Origin of the sequence: Vibrio sp. 1159, assembly GCF_033340395.1 — a bacterium.
GTDB classification, from domain to species: Bacteria; Pseudomonadota; Gammaproteobacteria; order Enterobacterales; family Vibrionaceae; genus Vibrio; species Vibrio alginolyticus.
In genome coordinates, this window is record NZ_JAWOWL010000024.1 from 66,186 (window position 1) to 87,781 (window position 21,596).

19 protein-coding genes are annotated in these 21,596 nt (G+C 44.5%); 11 read left to right on the top strand and 8 right to left on the bottom strand.

All coding sequences use genetic code 11. From position 1 onward, the window contains the following. Window positions 1–88: 88 nt before the first annotated feature. The 4 genes from malQ to R7127_RS17785 all read left to right on the top strand — a co-directional run bounded on the left by malQ (window position 89) and on the right by R7127_RS17785 (window position 7,797). Entirely contained in the window at window positions 89–2,269 is a 2,181-nt protein-coding gene (gene malQ / locus R7127_RS17770; RefSeq protein WP_167415837.1) for a 4-alpha-glucanotransferase, read from the top strand. Between the two features lie 283 nt (window positions 2,270–2,552). Beyond that, on the top strand, window positions 2,553–4,745 hold the full coding sequence (gene glgB / locus R7127_RS17775) for a 1,4-alpha-glucan branching protein GlgB (RefSeq protein ID WP_238796075.1): 2,193 nt from the start codon (window positions 2,553–2,555) through the stop codon (window positions 4,743–4,745). A 136-nt stretch (window positions 4,746–4,881) separates the two neighbouring features. Next, a complete protein-coding gene (gene mtgA, locus R7127_RS17780) occupies window positions 4,882–5,556 on the top strand; it encodes a monofunctional biosynthetic peptidoglycan transglycosylase (RefSeq protein WP_025768637.1) in 675 nt (224 codons plus the stop codon). 180 nt (window positions 5,557–5,736) lie between these two features. Further along, window positions 5,737–7,797, top strand: a complete 2,061-nt coding sequence (locus tag R7127_RS17785) for an alpha-amylase (protein WP_042522184.1) — start codon at window positions 5,737–5,739, stop codon at window positions 7,795–7,797. Window positions 7,798–7,866: 69 nt separating this feature from the next. Here R7127_RS17785 and R7127_RS17790 read toward each other — a convergent pair whose 3' ends face one another. Beyond that, window positions 7,867–8,583: a DsbA family protein gene (locus R7127_RS17790; protein ID WP_005374842.1), complete on the bottom strand. Its 717-nt coding sequence runs from the start codon at window positions 8,581–8,583 to the stop codon at window positions 7,867–7,869. Window positions 8,584–8,679: 96 nt separating this feature from the next. Beyond that, on the bottom strand, window positions 8,680–8,967 hold the full coding sequence (locus R7127_RS17795; RefSeq protein WP_081107505.1) for a hypothetical protein: 288 nt from the start codon (window positions 8,965–8,967) through the stop codon (window positions 8,680–8,682). A 448-nt stretch (window positions 8,968–9,415) separates the two neighbouring features. On the opposite strand from R7127_RS17795, the gene R7127_RS17800 reads away from it, so the two are divergent. From R7127_RS17800 to R7127_RS17820, 5 genes are all read left to right on the top strand, one after another. Continuing rightward, window positions 9,416–10,153, top strand: coding sequence for a nucleoside recognition domain-containing protein (locus R7127_RS17800; protein ID WP_064376878.1), 738 nt, complete (start codon window positions 9,416–9,418; stop codon window positions 10,151–10,153). Then, window positions 10,153–10,620: a YjiG family protein gene (locus R7127_RS17805; RefSeq protein ID WP_005374849.1), complete on the top strand. Its 468-nt coding sequence runs from the start codon at window positions 10,153–10,155 to the stop codon at window positions 10,618–10,620. The genes R7127_RS17800 and R7127_RS17805 overlap by 1 nt, the downstream gene beginning before the upstream one ends. Before the next feature lie 9 nt (window positions 10,621–10,629). Next, a complete protein-coding gene (locus tag R7127_RS17810) occupies window positions 10,630–11,754 on the top strand; it encodes a M20 family metallopeptidase (protein WP_064376876.1) in 1,125 nt (374 codons plus the stop codon). Between the two features lie 206 nt (window positions 11,755–11,960). Continuing rightward, window positions 11,961–12,335: a YkvA family protein gene (locus tag R7127_RS17815; RefSeq protein WP_033906664.1), complete on the top strand. Its 375-nt coding sequence runs from the start codon at window positions 11,961–11,963 to the stop codon at window positions 12,333–12,335. Window positions 12,336–12,505: 170 nt separating this feature from the next. Further along, window positions 12,506–12,949 carry a DUF6795 domain-containing protein gene (locus tag R7127_RS17820; protein ID WP_033906665.1) on the top strand — a complete coding sequence of 148 codons (444 nt, stop codon included), beginning with the start codon at window positions 12,506–12,508 and terminating at the stop codon, window positions 12,947–12,949. A gap of 133 nt (window positions 12,950–13,082) precedes the next feature. Here the strand turns inward: R7127_RS17820 and R7127_RS17825 are convergent, their stop codons facing one another. The 4 genes from R7127_RS17825 to R7127_RS17840 form a co-directional block, all read right to left on the bottom strand. Next, window positions 13,083–13,547, bottom strand: a complete 465-nt coding sequence (locus R7127_RS17825) for a DUF6795 domain-containing protein (protein WP_033906666.1) — start codon at window positions 13,545–13,547, stop codon at window positions 13,083–13,085. A gap of 402 nt (window positions 13,548–13,949) precedes the next feature. Further along, complete coding sequence (locus R7127_RS17830; RefSeq protein WP_025768631.1) at window positions 13,950–15,254, bottom strand: dicarboxylate/amino acid:cation symporter; 1,305 nt, start codon at window positions 15,252–15,254, stop codon at window positions 13,950–13,952. Window positions 15,255–15,643: 389 nt separating this feature from the next. Beyond that, the gene (locus tag R7127_RS17835) at window positions 15,644–16,909 is read right to left on the bottom strand and encodes a DUF1835 domain-containing protein (protein ID WP_005374868.1); all 1,266 of its coding nucleotides are present in this window, start codon (window positions 16,907–16,909) and stop codon (window positions 15,644–15,646) included. A gap of 280 nt (window positions 16,910–17,189) precedes the next feature. Then, complete coding sequence (locus tag R7127_RS17840; protein ID WP_033906667.1) at window positions 17,190–18,080, bottom strand: LysR family transcriptional regulator; 891 nt, start codon at window positions 18,078–18,080, stop codon at window positions 17,190–17,192. A gap of 109 nt (window positions 18,081–18,189) precedes the next feature. Here R7127_RS17840 and R7127_RS17845 point away from each other — a divergent pair, with 109 nt between their 5' ends. After that, a complete protein-coding gene (locus R7127_RS17845) occupies window positions 18,190–18,498 on the top strand; it encodes a monooxygenase (RefSeq protein ID WP_064376874.1) in 309 nt (102 codons plus the stop codon). 7 nt (window positions 18,499–18,505) lie between these two features. Further along, window positions 18,506–18,877: a hypothetical protein gene (locus R7127_RS17850; RefSeq protein WP_064376873.1), complete on the top strand. Its 372-nt coding sequence runs from the start codon at window positions 18,506–18,508 to the stop codon at window positions 18,875–18,877. A 65-nt stretch (window positions 18,878–18,942) separates the two neighbouring features. Here R7127_RS17850 and R7127_RS17855 read toward each other — a convergent pair whose 3' ends face one another. After that, a complete protein-coding gene (locus R7127_RS17855; protein ID WP_064376872.1) occupies window positions 18,943–21,102 on the bottom strand; it encodes a polysaccharide biosynthesis tyrosine autokinase in 2,160 nt (719 codons plus the stop codon). 29 nt (window positions 21,103–21,131) lie between these two features. Then, a complete protein-coding gene (locus tag R7127_RS17860) occupies window positions 21,132–21,536 on the bottom strand; it encodes a low molecular weight protein-tyrosine-phosphatase (RefSeq protein ID WP_318142135.1) in 405 nt (134 codons plus the stop codon). Window positions 21,537–21,596: the final 60 nt, after the last annotated feature.

Below are 21,596 nucleotides of genomic sequence, written 5' to 3' on the forward strand. Positions count from 1 at the left end.
GCGCTACCTTTGGTCATTTTCCAAAAGAAGTTATTGATAACAATAAAACCCTACATGGAAGGTGTTGGTATTACCTTCGGAGAAAGCGATGAAAGAACAAACAGCATTAAAGAAAGTCGCGGAAATGGCGAGATTGGCTGATAGCTATGTCAGTGCTTGGGGAGATGAGGCTAAAGTGTCTGAGGAGACGCTACGCCGCTTGCTCGCTTCGCTTGGCTACGATACTAGCAGTGATGAAAAACTACTGGCTTCTGCTGAAAAGAAACATAAAAAAGACGTACTAGCCCCTGTTCTTGTTTTACGCGACGGCGAACCAGTCGAAGTGGAACTAAACCTAGGTACGAGTGCTCGTGAGAGTGAATTCAGCTGGCGTTTAGAAACAGAACAAGGAGAGGTACTTGAAGGCTATCTTCAGTCCCAAATTGTTCGTGATGAGCGTGCTGAGGGTGGCCCTCTAGTGTTTGCATTGCCAAAGAACTTGGCTTGGGGTTATCACAAACTGATCATCAGTCGTAAGCGTCGTAAAACACCTTACGAGATGTCATTGATCATTACGCCGAAAGCGTGTTTCAAACAAGACGATCTAAACCAACACAAAAAGCTATGGGGTCCTAGTATCCAGCTTTACACACTGCGTACTCAGCATAACTGGGGCATCGGTGATTTTGGTGACCTAAAACAACTGGTGAGTGATATTGCCTCTCGTGGCGGTGACTTCATTGGCTTGAACCCTATTCACTCGCTGTTCCCTGCGAATCCAGAAGGGGCAAGCCCATACAGCCCGTCTTCTCGTCGTTGGTTGAACATCATGTACATCGACGTAAGCTCTGTACCTGAGTTCGCGCTAAGTGCAGAAGCACAACAACGTGTCGGTAGTGCAGAGTTCCAACAACGTTTACAAAAAGCGCGAGACTCTCATTGGGTGAATTACACCGAAGTTTCGCAACTAAAAATGAGCGTTCTTCCGTTGCTATTCAGTGAGTTTAAAGCTCGCCATTTAGACAAGAACACTGATCGCGCTCGTGCCTTCTTGGACTTTGTTGAAAAAGGCGGCGACAGCTTGCTACACCAAGCTGCATTCGATGCACTTCATGCTGATTTACATGCAGAAGATGCAAACATGTGGGGCTGGCCAGTATTCCCTGAGAAATACCGCACATTCGACGCAGCTGGTACTCAGAAGTACATTAAGGACAACCAAGATCGTGTTAACTTGTACATGTACCTGCAATGGATCGCAGACGATCAAATCAAAGAAGCGCAAGCGCTAGCCGAAGAAAAAGGCATGGCTGTGGGTTTGTACCGCGACCTTGCGGTTGGTGTTGCAGATTCAGGCAGCGAAACATGGGCTGACGAAGGCGCGCTAGTATTGGATGCAAGCATCGGTGCACCACCAGATGTACTTGGTCCACTAGGCCAAAACTGGGGTCTGCCTCCGCTAAACCCTCAAGTGTTGGAAGCGACAGGCTACGATGCGTACATCAAGTTGCTACGTGCCAACATGAAGCATTGTGGTGCACTGCGTATCGACCACGTACTTGGCCTATTGCGTCTATGGTGGATTCCAAAAGGCGAGAAAGCGACAGAAGGCGCGTACTTGTACTACCCAGTGGAAGACATGCTCGCAATCCTAGCGCTTGAGTCGCACCGCCATCAGTGCTCTGTGATTGGTGAAGACTTAGGTACTGTGCCAGATGAAATCGTTGATATCCTACGTGATGCAGGTGTGCACTCTTACAAAGTCTTCTTCTTCGAAACCTCAAAAGAGGACGGCGGCTTTATTTCTCCGAAGCATTACGCAGAGCAGTCTATGGCTGCGCTGTGTACGCACGATATGCCAACACTACGCGGTTTCTGGCACTGTGATGACTTGAAGATGGGGCGTGAGATTGGTCTGTACCCTGATGAGCAGCAGTTGGAAGGCCTATTCGCTGACCGCTTGAAGTGCAAACAAGGCATTCTAGACAGTGTTCGCTGGCATGGCTATTTGCCAGAAGGCATTGGTCATGATGCTCAGTACGTGCCAATGGATTCATACCTAAGCGAAGCGCTGCAACTGCACGTAGCCGCGGGTGACTCTGCACTGCTTAGTGTTCAGCTTGAAGACTGGCTAGAAATGGATCAACCGGTCAATATTCCTGGTACGGTGGATGAGTATCCAAACTGGCGTCGTAAATTGTCGATGAACCTAGATGAAATCTTCAGCCGTGAAGATGTGAATCGTATTTCTAAACGCCTTACTGAAGTTCGCGAACAGGCGAGTAAGTAAGATGCCTAGAGTGACGTAGATGGACGAGCTGATTACCAATTTTGTTAGCTCAGAGGTACGAAAGTTCCGTCTAGGTCACTCATTCCTAAAACACAATCCGTTAGGATGAAGTACCGTTATTATGCCCGCGACAATAGCGGGCATTTTTGTATTTTGACGCCGTTTACGCAACGAACGTGAGAAGCGGAGTCTTTTTGTGAGTTCACAACGTTGGCTGTGGAGAAACCGATGTTTGATTCAGATCTCTGGTCTTGAAAAGGATGTTGGCTCTAGGGAGAAAGATTTGAAAACCACCAAAACCAAGAAAATAAAGAAACAACACGAACGCGCATACGAACTGCTTGCTGAGGCGGCTTACTCAGATCCATTTGCGGCGCTGGGTCCATTCATTGACGACGAAGCTTCGCTGAGAGTTTGGATGCCGGGCGCAAACAAGGTTGAACTGCTTGTTAATGGTGAACCTCGCGTGGCGCTTGAGCGTGATGGCGACAGCGGTTTCATCTTAAAAGAGCAACGCGATTTACACCTGACCCACTACCGTTTAGCGGTCGATTGGAATGGTGTTGAACAAATTATTGATGACCCGTACCAGTACCACAATATCTACCAAGAGTACGAGCATCTGCATACGCCAAAAGACATGTATCACTACATGGGCGCACACTTTGTCACGCTAGAACGTGGCGGTGAAAACATCTCTGGTGTGCGTTTCCTTGTTTATGCACCACATGCATCTGCTGTTAGCCTTGTGGGTTGCTTCAACCAATGGGATGGCCGTCGTCATCCAATGCAACGCCTAGACTACGGTATCTGGGGCCTATTTATTCCTGGCTTAGAAGAAGGCGTTCAGTACAAATTTGAGCTCAAAGGGCCAAATGGGGAAGGGCTGCCACACAAACAAGACCCTTGGGGTTTCTACTCTGAGCAATACCCATCGTTCGCATCCATTACTTACGATCACAAGCGTTACCAATGGCAAGATGCGAAATGGCAAAACCGCGCAGTGACACAAAAGCGTGATGAAGCGTTATCGTTTTATGAGCTGCATGCTGGATCATGGAAGCGTGACGAGAAAGGTGATTTCCTCAACTACCGCGAACTCGCAGAGCAGTTGGTGCCATACCTTGTAGATATGGGCTACACCCACGTTGAGCTGATGCCTGTGTCTGAGCATCCTTTCTATGGTTCATGGGGCTATCAACCCGTTGGCTTATTTGCGCCAACCAGCCGTTACGGCTCTCCTGATGATTTCAAATTTTTCGTGGATGCGTGTCACCAAGCAGGTATCGGTGTGGTGCTGGATTGGGTTCCGGCGCATTTCCCATCGGATGACCACGGTTTAGCAAACTTTGACGGCACACCGTTGTTCCACGACCCGGACCCGCGTCGCGGTTGGCACCAAGATTGGAACTCATACATCTACGATCTCGGTCGTGAACATGTGCGTCGCTTCCTTGTATCGAATGCGCTGTACTGGTTTGAACAATTCCATATTGATGGCATTCGCGTGGACGCAGTCGCATCGATGCTTTACCTCGACTACTCACGTAGCCACGATCAGTGGGTACCGAACGTCGACGGTGGCAACGAAAACTACGACGCAATCGCAACCTTAAAATGGATGAACGAAGAAGTGTACAAGCACTTCCCGAATGCGATGACGATTGCGGAAGAGTCAACGGCGTTTCCGGGGGTGTCTGCGCCAACCTTTATGGGTGGTTTAGGCTTTGGCTTCAAGTGGAATATGGGGTGGATGCACGACAGTCTTTCATACATCAAAGAAGATCCTGTTCACCGCAAATACCACCACAATACCATCACATTTCCGCTGGTTTATGCGCACAGCGAGAACTACGTCTTGTCTCTCTCTCACGACGAGGTGGTGTACGGCAAAGGCTCTATTCACAACAAGATGCCGGGCGATGAATGGCAGCAAACCGCAAACCTAAGAGCATACTACGGTTATATGTATGGTCAACCGGGCAAAAAGCTGAACTTCATGGGCGCGGAAATCGGTCAAACGGCGGAGTGGAACCACGATGATCAGTTGCAATGGTTCTTGCTAGAATACGAGCGTCATCAAGGCGTTCAAAAGCTGATGCGAGATTTGAACCACTTGTACCGAAATGAAGCGGCGATGCACGATCAAGATTGTGTTCCTGCTGGTTTTGAGTGGCGTCTACAAGACGAAGCGGATGCGAGCATCCTAGCGCACGAGCGTATTAGTAAAGAAGGTGAGCGTATTCTGATCATCACCAACTTTACGCCCGTACCACACGAGCGCTTTCGTTTAGGCGTTCCAAATGCAGGTCAATACGAACTGCTACTGAATACAGACGACAGCAAATACGGCGGCAGCGATTTTAAAGTGCTGACCAGTGTGAAAACGGAAAAAGTTGAAAGTGAATCACTGCCTCAATCACTTGAGCTTCGTTTGCCTCCACTTTCAACCGTGTTCTACAAGCTGCACAAATAATTTAGTCTAATCAAATTCTAAGCCCGTTTTACATTGTAAATCGGGCTTTTTTTGACCAAGTTTTCACTAACGATAAACAGACTGCATACTCTATACTTGCATCATATTGTTTTGTTAAATCAGGCTAGGTCGGACTTTGAGAAAGATTAAATCCCTTCTGTTCAATATCTTATTGGTGCTTTTGCTTTTACCAGTGATGCTCGTTGGCATAGTGAAATACATCGATCCACCAATTTGGGGATGGAAGATCAGCCGCATGATTTCTCCTCCTGAAGGATTTCCTGAAGAGAGTCAAAATGAATGGGTGCCTTTGAGTGATATTTCTAAACACATTCAACTGGCCGTGATTGCGACAGAAGATCAAAAGTTCCCGACCCATTACGGAGTGGATTTTGATTCCTTGTTTAAAGTGATCTCAGAGTCTGGCGAGAACGGTCCCTCTCGCGGTGCGAGCACGATTACTCAGCAAACTGCAAAGAACGTGTTTCTGTTTCCTTCACACTCTTATGTGCGCAAAGCGTATGAGCTTTATTTTGCTCTGCTGATGGAAGCAATGTGGAGTAAAAAACGCATTCTTGAAGTGTATTTGAATGTGGTGGAGTTTGGTCCAGGTATTTATGGCGCGGAAGCCGCTGCGCAAAACTACTTTGGTATTCCTGCTAAACAACTTTCAACACGCCAAGCAGCAAGGCTTGCGGTGGTGCTGCCAAATCCGTATCGCATCAAAGTTTACCCTCAGACTTCTTACACCATCAGCCGCGTCAATTGGGCGATGAGACAAATGCGTAACCTTGGTAGCATTCAGCTTTAAACTCCTTTTTACCCTGCTCATAAGTAGAACTACGCCCCCATAAAAGCAAAATGTGAAGCGTCACAAGCTTTAGGGCGTAGCCTTTCAGAATGATGTGCTCAGTTTTTCATCCATTTACTATTAGTGTGAATAAAACTACAACACGAATACTGCGCCTATGCGCAACCAATGGACTGAACGATGAAACTGAATCTGATTACGACTACCTTATTGCTTGCATCGGCAAGTGCCATCGCCGAGCCAAACATCACCATTGCTACCACGACCAACAGCCGTGACTTTCCGTTAAGTGCAGAGCAGCCTTTGGTTGTGCCCTTAACCAAAGACGGATACACGCTCAAAATCACGGGTATTGAAGGCGACTGTGTCGCGCCTGATGGTCAGAAGGTCAAATTCAACAAACCTATCGCGCTGAACTGTGGAAAGCCAACAGAACTGCCTTTAAAAATCCGTTTTACTGGCGATTACTCTTTTGCTTTTGATGCGGAAGCCAAAACTCTACGCTTCAAGCGAGAGCCTAAGAAAGCTGCCAAGACAGAATTTAAACGCCCAATCCCACAAGTGCAATGTGAGGTTTACCAAGGCGGCGAAGTCACCATCGCGCTGGGTGACAGTTTCCCCGATGGCACCAAGTTGCGTGATGCCTATTCTGGTCAGATGGTCGAAGTAAAAGATCAGCAAGTATCGCTGACACCAAGCAAAGATTCAGGCGGTTTGGTGCTACTAGAGCCAGTGAAGAAAACCAAAGAAGCAGTGCCGTTTGATTACCGCAATGCCAACATTTACTTCGTGATGGTCGACCGTTTCAATAATGCTGATACGAGCAATGACAACAGCTATGGTCGCAAGAAAGACGGTAAAGAAGAGATTGGTACCTTTCACGGTGGTGACCTAAAAGGTGTGATCGAAAAGCTAGATTACATAAAGAGCCTAGGTACCGATGCGATTTGGTTGTCGCCAATCGTTGAGCAAGTACACGGCTTTGTGGGTGGCGGCGATAGCGGCTCATTCCCATTCTACGCTTACCACGGTTACTGGACGCGTGACTTTACCAAGATTGATGAGAACTTCGGTAACGAAGCTGATCTTAAAAAGCTGGTGGAAGAGGCACATAAACGTGGCCTTAAAGTCTTGATGGACGCAGTAATCAACCACACTGGTTACTCAACGTTAGCCGATTTGCAATTTGACGGTATTGAGGTGTTAAAACCAAACGCTGACCTACCTAAGAAATGGGGGGATTGGAAACCAAAAGCGGGCGAAAACTGGCATAGCTACCACCAGAATATTGATTACCAGAGTCCAAACTGGGCGAAATGGTGGGGCGGTGACTGGGTAAGAACAGGTCTACCGGGATACCCAGTTCCGGGCAGCAGTGATATCACCATGTCATTGGCGGGTTTGCCAGACTTTATCACTGAATCAGACAAAGCCGTGAAGCCAGCTCAATGGCTATTGGATAACCCTGGCACTCGCGTTGAGGAGCGTGATAATTACACCGTCTCGGACTACCTAATTGAGTGGCAAACTGATTGGGTGAAACGCTTTGGTATTGATGGTTACCGTGTCGACACGGTGAAGCACGTTGAAGGCGATGTGTGGAAACGCTTGAAAGAAGAGGCATCAAGCAGCCTTGAGCAGTGGCGTAAAGAGAACGGTAAGTCAGGTCAGCCATTCTGGATGATGGGTGAAGTATGGGGACATACCGCATATCGCAGCCCTTACTTCGACGACGGCTTTGATGCGTTGATTAACTTCGATATGCAGAAGAAGTTAGACAAAGGCGCGGCGTGTTTCAGCCAAATGGCAGACACTTACCAAAGCTATGCGGACACTATCGCCAATGAGAAAGACTTTAACCCTGTGAGCTACATGTCTTCTCACGATACCGAGCTGTTCTTCTCTCGCTTCAAAGATTACGGTATGCAGCGTAACGCCGCGAATGCACTGCTTTTGAGTCCTGGTGCTGTTCAGGTTTATTATGGTGATGAAGTTGGTCGTAACATTGGTCCTTACGCGGACGATTTCCACCAAGGCACTCGTTCTGACATGGTATGGAAGCTATCTGATGAGAAGCAAGCGCTGCTCAAACACTGGCAAACTCTTGGTCAGTTCCGTAAAGCGCACCCAGCGATTGGTGCGGGTCAGCATCAAGTAATTGAACAAGAAGGCGCGTACGTGTTCTCTCGCTCGCTTGGCAATGACAAAGTCGTTGTGGCGTTTGTGGGTCGCGACAAGTAGTTAGAACTTCGTTTTAAGCCTAGATAGAAAAAGCCCTTCCTTGAGTTATCAGGGAAGGGCTTTGTTGTATTAGTTCGCCAGTTCTTGGTCGATGACTTTTTCTAGCTCGTCAAACGGCACATAGCCAGGAATGACTTGATCATTAATGATCAACGCGGGCGTGCCGCGTAAACCAAGTTGCGTGAAATACTGATAGTTTTTATCAAGCAACGCCTTGGTCTCTTTGTCGTCGACAAGCTGTGCTTCTGTCCCCGTTTTTTTCGCTATTTGATTTAAGGAACGTGCGTCATGTGCGCCCGGTTTTTTCACCAATAACTCATGCACTTGTTCGTACTTATCTCGCTGGTTTTGCCAAACATTTAATGCGTAACTTGCCGAGTTGTAGCCGTTTTTCTCGTATTGTTCTTTAAAAGAGACATTGAGGTTAAGCACTTTTACCTGCGGATATTCCTTACCAACTTTGACCAGCTCTCCTTCTAAACGTTTACAAAAAGGGCAGCTATAGTCTGTTACGTTAATAATGGTTAACTCAGGGTTTTCAGCACCAAAAGAGGAATGTTTGCCATCACTTAGATATTGACGAACCTCCTTCAAGGTGTCGCCAAATGACTGTTGATACGCAATGTACTCTTGAAGGTTTTGGTGCAATGAATCAAGAATTTGAGGGTTTTCTTTTAGTATCTGAGTAACTTCCTCTAGCTTTTGTTCTGCGGTCTTTTCTGATGCGAAAGATACGGCAGGTACGATAGCCATCGTTAACGCCAAAAGTGTACGAGTGAATGTCATAATATTTCCTAAAACTTTTAAATTTCGTTGTTTGTTATGTGAAGTGAATAAAATATGTACAAAAGTCAGGCCGAAAGGTCTCTCGCCTTGCTGGCTTTATTCTCTAAACACGCAAAGTTTTAGGTGAACCCGATACTTTTCCGGTATCGGTTCTGTGTATTCCAGATAGCGAATTGCTGTGGTTGTCATCGGCAGCGCCACAACCAAAGCAAACAGAAAAAATGGAATAAGAATATGATCAAACTGATGTTGGTACGCTTGAACCAGCTTTTCTGAAAGGTCGCAAGATGGTGATAAATTCACACTCTCATCTTGCTGACTCTGTATTTGGTGAGCCTTCGGGCAGCTTTTCGAGAAACCAGAATTTTGGCTTAAGCATATCATCACCACCCAAAGCACGAGGGCGAGTGTCCATTTGGCTATTTTATATTGTGAGCGTAACAATGGGTCGTATAGTCCTGTTAATTCTGGTTTATACCGTTTACATATGACCGGGCCATCCTAACCTAAATTTCGTGGCTGAATGTTACTTTCGAGTTAATCGATATTGCCTCAATGCCAAAGTATGAAGTACGTCATGAATGTTGTAGAAAGCAATATTCGTCAGAATCATTTGTTGAGTTGATGAAGAAGTCGTGAGCTATCGACATAGATTAATATACCTAATTGTTAGCACAAATTTTTATTATCTTTCAATTGTGATTGGAATCATAAAACAAAACTTCATAACTGAGTCGCGATAATGTTCGGCAGGCGGATTGATTTTGATCATCTCTCTAGCACATTATTCAGGTGAACATATGTGTTAAGTTCCACATGTGTAGGTAATGTTATGAAAATTCCTGTTCAAACTGAGCGTAAAGTTACACTGGGGTGCTACGTTGCTCTGGCGTTTGCGGTTGTGTTCTTTTCTGGCCTGATGCAATCTAGCGAATGGTACGGTGTATTCGATTTTACAACGCTCAATGGCTCTTTCGGCAAGGTGGCGTATGGTGTCACCGAAACGGCTGACGGTGTGCAAGTTGCAACAACGTCGCTTCGCGGTACTGGTGGTAGCGGTGCTCGCGACGGTTTCATTTTCGCACTTACTTTGATTCCAACTGTTATGTTCGCCTTAGGTATGATCAACGTACTTGAGCACTACGGTGCACTTGAAGCAGCTCGTAAGCTTCTTACTCCTCTTCTGCGTCCTCTAATGGGCATCCCTGGTAACTCTGGTCTGGCTTTAATTGCTTCTCTACAAAGTACCGATGCAGGTGCGGCAATGACGCGTCAGCTAAAAGATGAAGGTCACCTAACTAAGCGTGAAACGGACGTATTTACCATGTTCCAGTTCACTGCAGGTGCAACCATCGTGAACTTCTTCTCATCGGGTGCTGTGCTGTTCACACTGACGATAGCTGACGGCTCTCTAGCAGTAACGTCTTCTATTGGTTTAGCAGTTGTGGTGATGTTCGCATTTAAGATCATCGGCGCGAACCTGTTCCGTATCTACCTGAACATGACGGAAGGTAAAGAAGACAAGCAAGACCCAAACAAATCAGAGAACCTAAAAGAGGAGACGGCATAATGGGTGACGTTAAAGCGAAAAAACCAATGGTGACGGATATCTTCGTCGAGGGTGCTAAGAAAGGCTGGGTAATTGCGACTACCTCTACGGTGCCTAACGTATTGATGGCGTTCGTTATCATCAAAGCGCTTCAAATCACTGGCGCGTTGGATCTGATGGGCACGGTGTTTTCTCCAATCATGGCAGTGTTTGGTCTTCCGGGTGAAGCAGCAGCGGTATTGATCGGTGCTTGGATGTCGATGGGCGGTGCGGTTGGCGTAGTGATTACGCTGTTTGACCAAGGTATCCTGAACGGTACGCACATTGCGATTCTTGCGCCTGCTATCTACCTAATGGGCTCTCAAGTTCAGTACATGGGTCGTATCATGGGTCCAATTGGTACTGAAGGTCGTTACATCCCAGTTATGATTGCAATCTCAGTATTGAACGCGTTTGGCGCAATGCTGGTGATGAATCTGTTTGTCTAGGAGTGAGTCATGCAATTCTCTCTAAATGAATATCTAGAAGAGCTACGTCCGCTGATTAATGTGGATTGTGGCACTTACACGACTGATGGTATCGAGTTTATCGCTTCTCAATTTGAAGAGAAGTACCAAGCGATGTCAGGTTGGAGCGTAAAACGCATCGACTGTGGCAGAGCGGGCATCGGTCTTGAAGTTCGAAACAAGCCGGAAGCTGAGCAAATCGACGTAATGCTGATTGGTCACATGGATACCGTGTTCCCTGTGGGTACTGCTGAGCTTCGTCCAATGTCTCAAGATGCAGAGAAAGCCTACGGTCCGGGCGTCTCGGACATGAAATCTGGCTTGCTGAACATCGTATACGCGATGCGCAATCTAGACCAAGCGGTGTTGGATAAGTTGTCTATCGCTATCTGCATGAACCCAGATGAAGAGACGGGCTCTCTGGACTCTGTGGATTGGATTCAATCAGTTGCGAAAAACGCTAAGAATGTGCTGGTTGCAGAAGCAGCACGTGCAGACGGTGGTTTAGTGAAAGCGCGCAAAGGCATGGCTCGCTACAAAATGACCTTTAATGGCGTTGCTGCTCACGCAGGTAACGAGCCAGAAAACGGCCGCAGCGCAATCACTGAGATGGCGAATTGGATTCTGGCTGTCAATGCAATGACCAACTTTGAATCTGGTACTACGCTGAACGTCGGCATTGTTTCTGGCGGCAACGGTGCGAACATCGTCCCTGAGCACGCGGAAGCGATCGTGGATGTGCGTTTCTGGAGCAACGAAGAATACGATGATGTCGATAGCAAGCTAAATGGCATGCTGGAAACACCATTCGTTGGTGGCGTGAGAATTGAGTTGGTTCGTGAAGCTTATAAGCCTTCTATGGTGCCAAGCCCACAAACAGAAAGCCTGATGATGCTAGTTGAAGAAGCCGCAAGTGAACTGGCGATCGACATCAACTGGAAAGAAGTAGGTGGTGGCTCTGATGCAAACAACACGGCGATTCTTGGTGTTCCAACTTTGGATGGTCTAGGACCTATCGGTGCGGGCTTCCACAGCGATCAAGAGTACTTGTTGCTTGAGTCTATTGAACCACGTATCAAAATGTTGATACGTGTACTGGAGAAGATTGTTCAATAAGGCATTCTGCTTCTAAAGCTTGGCTCCCAAAGCTGTTGGTTTCAAAACCATTTGGTTTCCAAAGCAATAATCCCTGGACTTCGGTTTGGGGATTTTTTTATCTAGCCATTTTGTTTCCTTTCTTCATTATCATTACGCGCTATTAATCCTACGTTCAGGTTCATCGCCTTAATATCTATGCCACAGTCATAAATTTAGGAGGCACGATGACCACAAGCATGTCTGTAAATTCGGCGTCCGATGACGTCTTAGACCAAACGATGCAAGCACCAGATGAGAAAACCTTCTGGCGTAAAATGAAAGCGTCGGTTAGGAAAGCGGGTGAAGAAATTGCCGTAATGGGCATAAAATCATGGCTCGCGATGACAGATTCTAACACCTCTGTTCGCCATAAGGCGATTTTAGGTGGAGCATTGGCTTACTTCGTATTACCAACCGATATGGTGCCAGACGTACTCGCTGGCGTCGGTTTTACCGATGACATGGCAGCACTTACCTTAGCCGCGAACTCAGTCGGTAATGCCATCACTAAAGAACACGAAGCACAAGCCAGAGAAAAACTGAATTCGATGGTGGAGTAGGTATGGCCCATCAAACATGTTCTATGTTTGGTTTAGCGCAAACAAGAAATTGTTATTTTTAACATTTACTCAAAGCACACGAGCTCGTAACAATACGTTTTTCCGTAGTAGATTTGCTCGATTTGAAAGGGTACTTTCAGATTCAAGTTTTTATCTAAGAGAAACCTTTCATGTACAGGTATACGCCAGATATTATTGGTATGCTAACTTTGAACGTAAAACCGTTGTCATCTCAATTAGTGGTCCTCCGAGTCGGTGTGCGTGGAACCATTCATGAGTTTCAAACTATTACTGATGCTAACGGATCGTTTGCCTTCCCTGCATTTGAAGAGCATGAGTCTCAAGACTTATTGAACTTAGATCAGAAATACGTGCTCGTTTTCCTGAAGACTCATCTAGCAAATGGAGAAGAGGTGACGATATGGGAGTCTTCAATTGATGGTTATGAGACTTATGAGTTTGCTAGAGAAAATATGGGAAATTTGAATTGTGAAGTAACCAATGAAGTTTACTACTTCGCTTTTTCTTATTTTGGAAATGGTGAAGATGATACTTATGTGTACAGTCAGTGCAAACTAACTGGTTATGTAGAATCAGGAGTATACGAAAGTTAAGTAGTGAATTACTTTAGAGAAATATTCTGCGAATTAGCACTTTGATTGATATGTTTAAACTTGATTGAGGCGTGCAGGTATAGCTTTTTCTTTTAAAGAACTTTGAGTTTAATAATCATCACAATCATAAACTCTATGAAAAATGTCTTTTATATAAAAATCCATTTAAATTGCAGTTGCTAATAACCATTAGATCTCCAGCATTTTCTAGATTGATATTCTTGAAAAAGTATCGAAACTCGGTACCTTCAAGCTCACAGTAAAGATTACTTAAGTTGTCCTTTATAAATATAGGTGGTGAAACGTAGTTTAACTGAGACTCCCAAATATATTTCTTTTCTTCATTTATATAGGTATATATTCCGATATATGAATATGTTTGATTCAAAGCTGATTCTTTGAACCTTTGAGCATGTATGACTGGTTTAAAGTGAAATTCACCTAACTCATTAGTACTTGAACTCCTTTTGTAATTATTTTTTAAAAAATTAGCTTCTAAGTAAACCGTTACATTTTCTAGAGGTCTTTGATCAAGAACTAAAGTACCTTTTACCTCTGGGCTTAATGTATATTTAAATTTCTTAAAAAAATCGAACATACTTTCGTTGAAACCTAATGCAAGTATTGGAAATGAGAAAATGAATAAAAAAGACTATTTTTAAACATGAAATTATGATGTATGTATCTTAGTACCAACTTAATTATCAGACTACTATCTATCGCGATTTGGTTTTGAACTTTAATTTGATAATGGAATTTGTATCTCTATATGATGAAAATGTTCCTTATATCATTTTCAAAGTAATAAACATAGGCGAGTTATCTTAACCCTCTAGATGAACTAATATAGAATCGAACTACTTACCGATTAGTAATTGAAACAACCTCGGGGGACGAGAAATTTATCTAAACCTTTTTGACTTCGGGTTAATTGGAAATAAAAAACCACCTTAGAGTAAGGTGGTTTTTGCTTAGACAGGATAATTTAACTTGGAAGGGTTTAAGCTTCCGCGCGTTTCAGGTGCACTTCTTCTTCGGCTACGCCTGCCATTGGGTCGTTGAAGCGAGCTTCATCCAATGCACCCTCTGATTTTGCAACGATGACGGTTACAGCACTGTCACCAGTGATATTTACCGCGGTACGAATCATATCAAGAAGACGGTCAACACCCATGATGAGCGCGATACCTTCAAGCGGCAGACCAACTTGGTTCAATACCATAGCAAGCATGACAAGACCCACACCAGGAACACCTGCGGTACCGATAGACGCCAGAGTTGCCGTCATGATAACCATTAGGTAATCGCCCATAGTTAAATCAATATTGAAAGCTTGAGCAATAAACGCAGTTGCTACGCCCTGCATGATCGCCGTACCGTCCATGTTCACGGTTGCACCAAGTGGTACTGTGAACGATGATACACGGTTCTCAACACCCATGCGGTGCTTTGCTGTTTCCATTGTCACTGGAATCGTCGCGTTTGATGATGCGGTCGAGAAAGCAAACATGATCGCGTCTTCCATCTTACGCAGGAACGTAATTGGATTTAGACCAGTGAAACCTTTTAACATTAAGCTGTAAGTGACTAGGCCGTGCAGGACAAGCGTCCCCGCCAGTACTAAGAAGTACTCTGCCAGATTGACGATTGCGCCCAGACCAAGACCAGTAAATAGCTTCGCCATTAAGAAGAACACACCATAAGGCGCCAAGTTCATCAAAATCGCAACCAGTTTCATGATCACTTCATTCAGATCAGCGAAGAACGCTGCAATACGTTCACCAGGTTTGCCTGCTGCGCTGATCGCGATACCAAATAGTACCGCGAACACAATAACTTGCAGGGTTTTACCTTCAGCCATCGCACTGATAGGGTTGGTTGGGAACATATCGATGATCACCTGACCCAAAGATGGTGCTTCTGCTGATTTGAATGAACTTGCTGCGGTTAGGTCAGCGCCAGCACCTGGCTGGAACAGAGTACCCATAGTTAGAGCAAGCGTAATCGCGATAGCCGTTGTTGTAACGTAGAAAGCGAGGGTTTTACCGCCCATGCGACCCAGTGTAGAAAGGTCTTTGAGAGAGCTAGTACCACAAACTAACGAAACAAATACTAGCGGTACAACAAGCATTTTTAAGCTGGCAACGAAGATCTGTCCACCAACTTCGAATAATCCATTAACAATGTATGCGTCGACAAATCCGTTGTCGGCAAAAAGTGTGCGAATTGCAAATCCTGTCAAGATACCCGCAACCATACCTAAAATTACGCGGCTGGTAAGCGACATCGGTTTCTTGGTATTCATGAGAACACTCCTTATAGTTATGCACCTTGAGTTCACTTCAAAGCGGCGAGCAGATTAGCAGCGGAGTGAGAAAATACGAAAGAATAATCCTCTAAATGGTTAATAGATGTGAACTTTATCACTAATAAAAATGGAATTTTAACCAAATATTAACGAATTGGCTGGATAAAAAGTTTGTATTTTAACACTTTTATCGAATATACAACCGATAACAAAGAGGATTTACAATAAATTCTAATAAGAGATAGAGTGCATACTCTCTTTGAGTGGATGCATTTCTGCATAACTATTTAAGTTGTATTCAGACTAGCGGTCGCTTCTTTAGGGATAATTTAGTATTGAGTGTTCATCAGAGCCAACGAACCCTTTATGCTTTCATATTTGTCAACTCAATGATGGTTGGCAAGTGTAGTTAGTTGGAGGTGATCCCAGCTCCAATAACTTTGACTGGTATTTTTAATCCCTCCAACCCAATAGCATTGTTTCGCTCGTATTAAGCCTTCCAAACACTGCTTGCCAGCCTCAGTGATACGGACGCTTTGTTCCCACCAGTGCCTTTCACGTGACTCAATCGTGATCAAAGGTGTTTGACACTGTGCTAGAGGGAGGAGTAACGCGTAAAACATCACGTCTCCTAGGTAAGGAAGAGGTTCTAGTTGTTGATATTGCTCAAACCAATCTTTGATGGGAATTGAACGATTTTGCGAGCTCAAAACCTTTAGTGCGAGGTGTTGTGTCAAGCTCAATCCAGTTTGTGAATTAGGTAACTCTTGCAAATGGCGTTTAAGCACGTTGAATATATTGGGCAAGCAATCCAGGTTATGCTGCTGAATCAAATTAACTATGGAAATAGGTGTCGGTGATGTAATAGCGTGCCAACACCGTTTAGCCTGACTGAATAATTTTGCTGTCACAGGTTTACGGTATCGCCAACAAGAACGAATAGCTTCTTCAGGCAACTGCCCAAAGCCGATGAATCGTTCAGTGCCCGGGAACTGGTTCAACTCAATGATCTCTATCACTTTATTCTCTACATTCTCTAACTGTGTTAGAGCACGAATTAGCATCAATTGATCATAACTGTCATGTTCGACCCAAAAGACGATTCGTTCAAATACATCACTTTGCAACAGATCGAGGTTTGATTGTTCCAATGTGACTATATCTTGAACCGAGTCTTCACGCTTCATCACGGGCAGCAGAGTCTCTACGACATATTGGGCACGAATGGCAAGGAAGTTCTGCGGTGTTGCTGGTATGGGGCCAATACAAAGCGGATCGATCAGGGCTAAAAATGTCCCTTCAAATCCGCTGGCTTTAAGTTGTTGTTGAATGTCGTGGCCACAACGAACGTGTAGCGTTTTTACTTTTGCATCTAGGGGCGGTTTTTGTTCTTTGATGGCTAGTTTGTGCGCTTCTAGCTCTTCGACATGAGCTTTTAGTTTACTCCAACTGGATAAGCCCAGTTCTCTTGCGAGTGCATGTTGAACGTCAGCCAATTGAATTGTATTGGGAGCCAAAGATTCTGGTTTGGAGTGAAATCGCTTAACTAACTCCAACGTGGCGTCATCGTATAGGCGGATAGCTTTGAGCCTTTTTTTAGCAATGGATTTTTGCTGATTGATATTGATCGAGAAGCTATTTGTAGAGTTCATATTTCACCTTTCTTATTTCTTCCACACTCGCCTAAATAGAAGCTAAAAAGAAGGTAAAAACAGATTGTGCCTGCTAAACCAAGCAGGTGAGGATATTGCCGTGAACCGAGTTCTTTCCGCGAGTATTGGGTGCTTTAGGCATGAGCAGAGTGATAGTAGGTGGTCGCTATCCTTCGTGCAACCTTTTGTGAGAGTGTAGCGTCACAAAATGGCCGTTTCTCTATGTTTAGGGAGAATCAATAGGCGATAACACTAGCGATTCAACTCAATACCACTGTTGCTAGACTCGAGTTTCTACACTTTTGAGTAAAATACGATAAAGCGCTTGAGTCGCAGGACCACTTTTGGCTCCTTTGGGCAAAGTGAGGTGCAGCGCAACTTGATATTGATGGGAGTGTTCGAGCTCCAATACTTTAATTTTATCGCTCTTTCGGGCTGAGACTAAGTGCGCTGGTAGCCGACAAAACCCAACGCCTTGCTCTACGGCGTGAAAAGCGTGGTCGAAGTTATCGACGGTAATACGCTGACGTGCGCGTAACCAACCCACATCTCTTTTCGTTTTGTCTGAATCACCTAAGTCACGGATGACAATTTGGCTGGTGGTTGCAAAATCGTCGATGGAAACATGCGGCTTTTTAGCGAGTGGATGGTGTGCTGCGATTACAGGCAGCATGGTTGTTACGCCAAATGCTTCGGCAGGGTAGTTGGTTATCGGTAAGTTGATGATTGCGATGTCAGCGAGCTCATTTACGACCATTTCGGTTGTTTTGCTCAGTGACGTTTCAACCACTTGAACGGAGGTCGTGTTGTTGTCCTCCAAAAATTGACTGAGTGGTGCATAAAGCCAACAAGGGTCACAAAGATGATCTACTGCGACCGTGATTTGAGATTCCACCCCACTTTTTAACTGCTCGCTGATGACTTCTAGTTCCCGCGCTTGTTCAAGCATGGATTGTGCACGACGCAGTATGGTTTTGCCGTGCTCTGTCAAACCCGCTTTGCGCCCTCGTACTTCGATAAGTTGAATACCAAGTTGGTCTTCTAACTTCCTCACCGAGTAGATCAATGTAGTATGGCTCTTGTTGAGCAGTAAAGCTGCGGATTGAATGCTGCCTTCTTGATTAATCGCTTGTAGCGTTTGCCATTGTTCTAAGGTCGTTTTTAGTCTCATGAGTCAATTTTTTAGACAGTTAATGGCGAAATTATGAACTTTTCTGTCAGTTTTATAAAGGTAATAATCTTGTCATCGAAAACGAGTCAATAAGAAGAGGAGACTCAAGATGGCGAAATTATTGCAAGTTGATTTTGAATTTCATGGTCCGTTTGGTGACGAGATGTCGAATGCTCTGGTCGACTTAGCTAAGTCGATTAACCAAGAGCCGGGCATAATTTGGAAAATCTGGACGGAAAGCGAAAAAGACAAACTCGGTGGTGGTATCTATCTTTTTGAAGATGAAGCCACGGCGCAAGCTTATCTCGAAATGCATGCCGCACGCTTACGAAAAATGGGCGTAGTCGAAGTACGAGGTCAAATTTTCGATATCAATGTGCCGTTAACGACGCTCAATCAAGGGCCTATTAGAGGATAAGGAGATGATGACCAACCGCACTTTTCTAACCGTTCATGGTGTCGTATATACGGTATTCGCTTTTGCGTTGTTTTTTGTACCAACCATAATGTGGCCGATGTATGGAGTACAAATTAACGACCAGTACGCGCTGTTTTTATCGCAGCATACTTCGATCTTTTTAGGTGGAATCGCAGCGGTGAGTTTGATGTTACGTAATGTGGAATCAGGGCATACTGCGAAACAGCTGTTTAAAGCATTATTGATTACTAATGGCTTCGGGGCAGTGATTACTACCTATGCCGGCATTATCGGAGTATTTGTCGGTTTTGGTTGGAGTGACCCAATATTCTTTGTCTTGCTTAGTTTGATTACGTACAAGCAACTAAGAGTGCAATAGAAAAAGCCCTGCTGTTTCTAGCAGGGCTTTGTCATATTTGGTTTAATTAGCGATCTAAATTCAACTTATGATTCGCTTTTGTACGCGTAGTTATAGTAGCCGTATCCATAGCCGTATGAGTTAGATGCCTTTTTCTCAACTGCATTGAGAATCACACCTTTAACTTCAACGCCTGATTGCTCGAAGCGACCTTGCGCGACTTCAATCTCCTTCAAAGTCGTTTGATCAAAACGAGCGACCATCAGAGTTGTTCCTGCAAGCGCGCCAACAATGCTTGGGTCGGTAACTGCGAGTACAGGCGGTGTATCGATGATGATTAGATCGTATTCTTTTGATACTTGTTCTACAAATTCAACAAATCGTGGATGCATCAAAAGCTCTGATGGATTTGGTGGTACTTGACCACGAGTAACCACATCCAAGTTTTCAACTTGACTTGGCTTGATTGCGGTTGCTCGATCAATTTTTCCACTTAGTAAGTCAGATAACCCTTGCTCTGCTGTGAGGCCAAAACATTGCTGTAAATAACCTTTTCGCATGTCAGCATCCACCAAAAGGACTTTTTGACCCGTTTTAGCCGCAACTGCAGCAAAGTTAGTTGATACAAACGTCTTACCTATGGAAGGCGCTGGGCCTGAAATCATTAAGACATTGTTTTTGGCTTCCAACATTGCGAAGTGTAAGCTGGTTCGAAGTCCACGTAGTGCTTCAATTGATAGATCTGCTGGATTGGCATTTGCTAAAAGAAGTAAGTCTTTGTTGTTTTTACGTTTTAGCTTGTTCGCAACTTCCAATTGTTGTGCTGATTTTGGAACACTTGCATATACAGATATTCCAGTTTGCTCAATTTCATCAGGAGAAGTCACTCCACGATGAAACGCGGTTTTTACCAGAACAAATGCGACAGCTACCATGCCTCCTAGAAGAGTAGCCAAAACCACAATCAAAGGTTTTTTCGGTTTAATAGGAACGGCGTAAGATTGTGCATTGTCAATAATACGCACATTACCCACGGTGCCAGCTTTTATGATATTTAGCTCTTGAACTTTATTCAAAAGTTGGATGTAGATTTGCTGGTTTACTTCGACATCACGAGTCATACGCAAGACTTCGCGCTGTGTTTTTGGTAGTTTTTGAACTTGTTTGTTAAGACGCTCTTTCTCTTGCAGTAATGTCTGACGTTTGTCTAACAGCGATTTATAAGCTGGGTGGTCTTGGGTGAATTTTTGACTGATTTCACTTTCTTTAAATGTTAGCTCATTAAGTTGGGCTTCAAGTGCCACCATCACTTTTAGAGTCGATTGTGCTTCGAGATTTAAATCGATAGATTCGTTTTCTTGTCTAAAACTGTTCAATGTATCTTCTGAAATAGTTAGCTTGTCCTTAATCTCGGGTAAATGACCTTTAAGGAAGTTGAGGCTCTGCTCAGCTTCAGCTGAGTTTCTTCTAACATTCTGCAAAAAATAGTTTTGAACAACGTCATTTAAAACAAGCTGATTGTGGTCTGGGTATTCACCTTCAATACTTAGAGATACAATACCTGTTTGGCTACCTCTCTCTGAAATAGAAAGTTGTGAGGCTAACTTGTTGATAGCATCTAACTTGCTTATTTTACTTATTGTAAAAGTATCTTCATTTTGAGCATTGAGCTGGTTCACTTTTACACGATAGCCATTCATCTCAATTAGTTGACCAACTGAACCAGAAAGTACCATTTGGTCTTCAAGCATCAAGCTGAATTGACCTTTCTCGATGTCTGTAGCAATCAGTTGATGAGATAACCCTTTAGCCGTTCGAGGTACTTCAAACGTGGTCAAAGAAATGTAGTTTTGAGTACCGTTGATTCGTGCTAGACCTTTACCAACAAAAGGTAAGTAATCAGGAGTGGCAATGGTTGTTAAGTTAAACTTATCAACGGTATCGCCAAGAATCATTCTCGATTTAATTATTTCAATTTCTGTAGTTGCAGATGATTCGGCAGAAAAGAGTTCTCCCATGTCACCGACCATCGCCGAAATACCACCTGAACTTTTCTTTTCGATTTGTATTAACGAGTCGGCTTTGTAAATCGGAGTTGATAGCAACGCGACCGCGATACCTAATGTTGCAAAAAAGAGTGTAATACTGATGATAAACCATTTCGCGTCTATCAATATGCCGAAGAGCTTGCCTAGGTCGATCTCATCATCAGCAAGAGCAGATGGTTGTATTGTTTGGTTAGCCATTATTTTTTATTTCGCCAAGTGATCTGAATTTATATTTTTTTTGCCCATGCATGAGCAGCATTTTCAATCAGAGATAATGCATGCTCAAAGGCTTCTCTACTCTGTCTGTATGGATCTGGAATATCCACGGAACCTATCCAGTGACCAAATAACATTGCTTTACCTCTAGCCTCTGGTACCAGCTCCGTCAAAGCATCGATATGACCTTGTTCCATCACCAATATTAGGTCTTGTTTTGCGCACAACTTAGCGGTTAGCTGCTGCGCTTTGTGGTCTAGCAGGTAGATACCACGTTCTGACGCGACAAGTCTGGCGGTTTCATCTGCTGGCTTTCCGGTTAGGCGACTTTTTTCTACGGCAATACCCGCCGAAGAAATCTGTTTATCTGGGAGTAGTTGCTGTAGTAACCGCTCTCCTGGGCTTTGTTGCGTAATTCGATGGAACTAAATCAAGAAACTACGATCTGAGCGGCTACGCCCATCAATCGTCGTAGC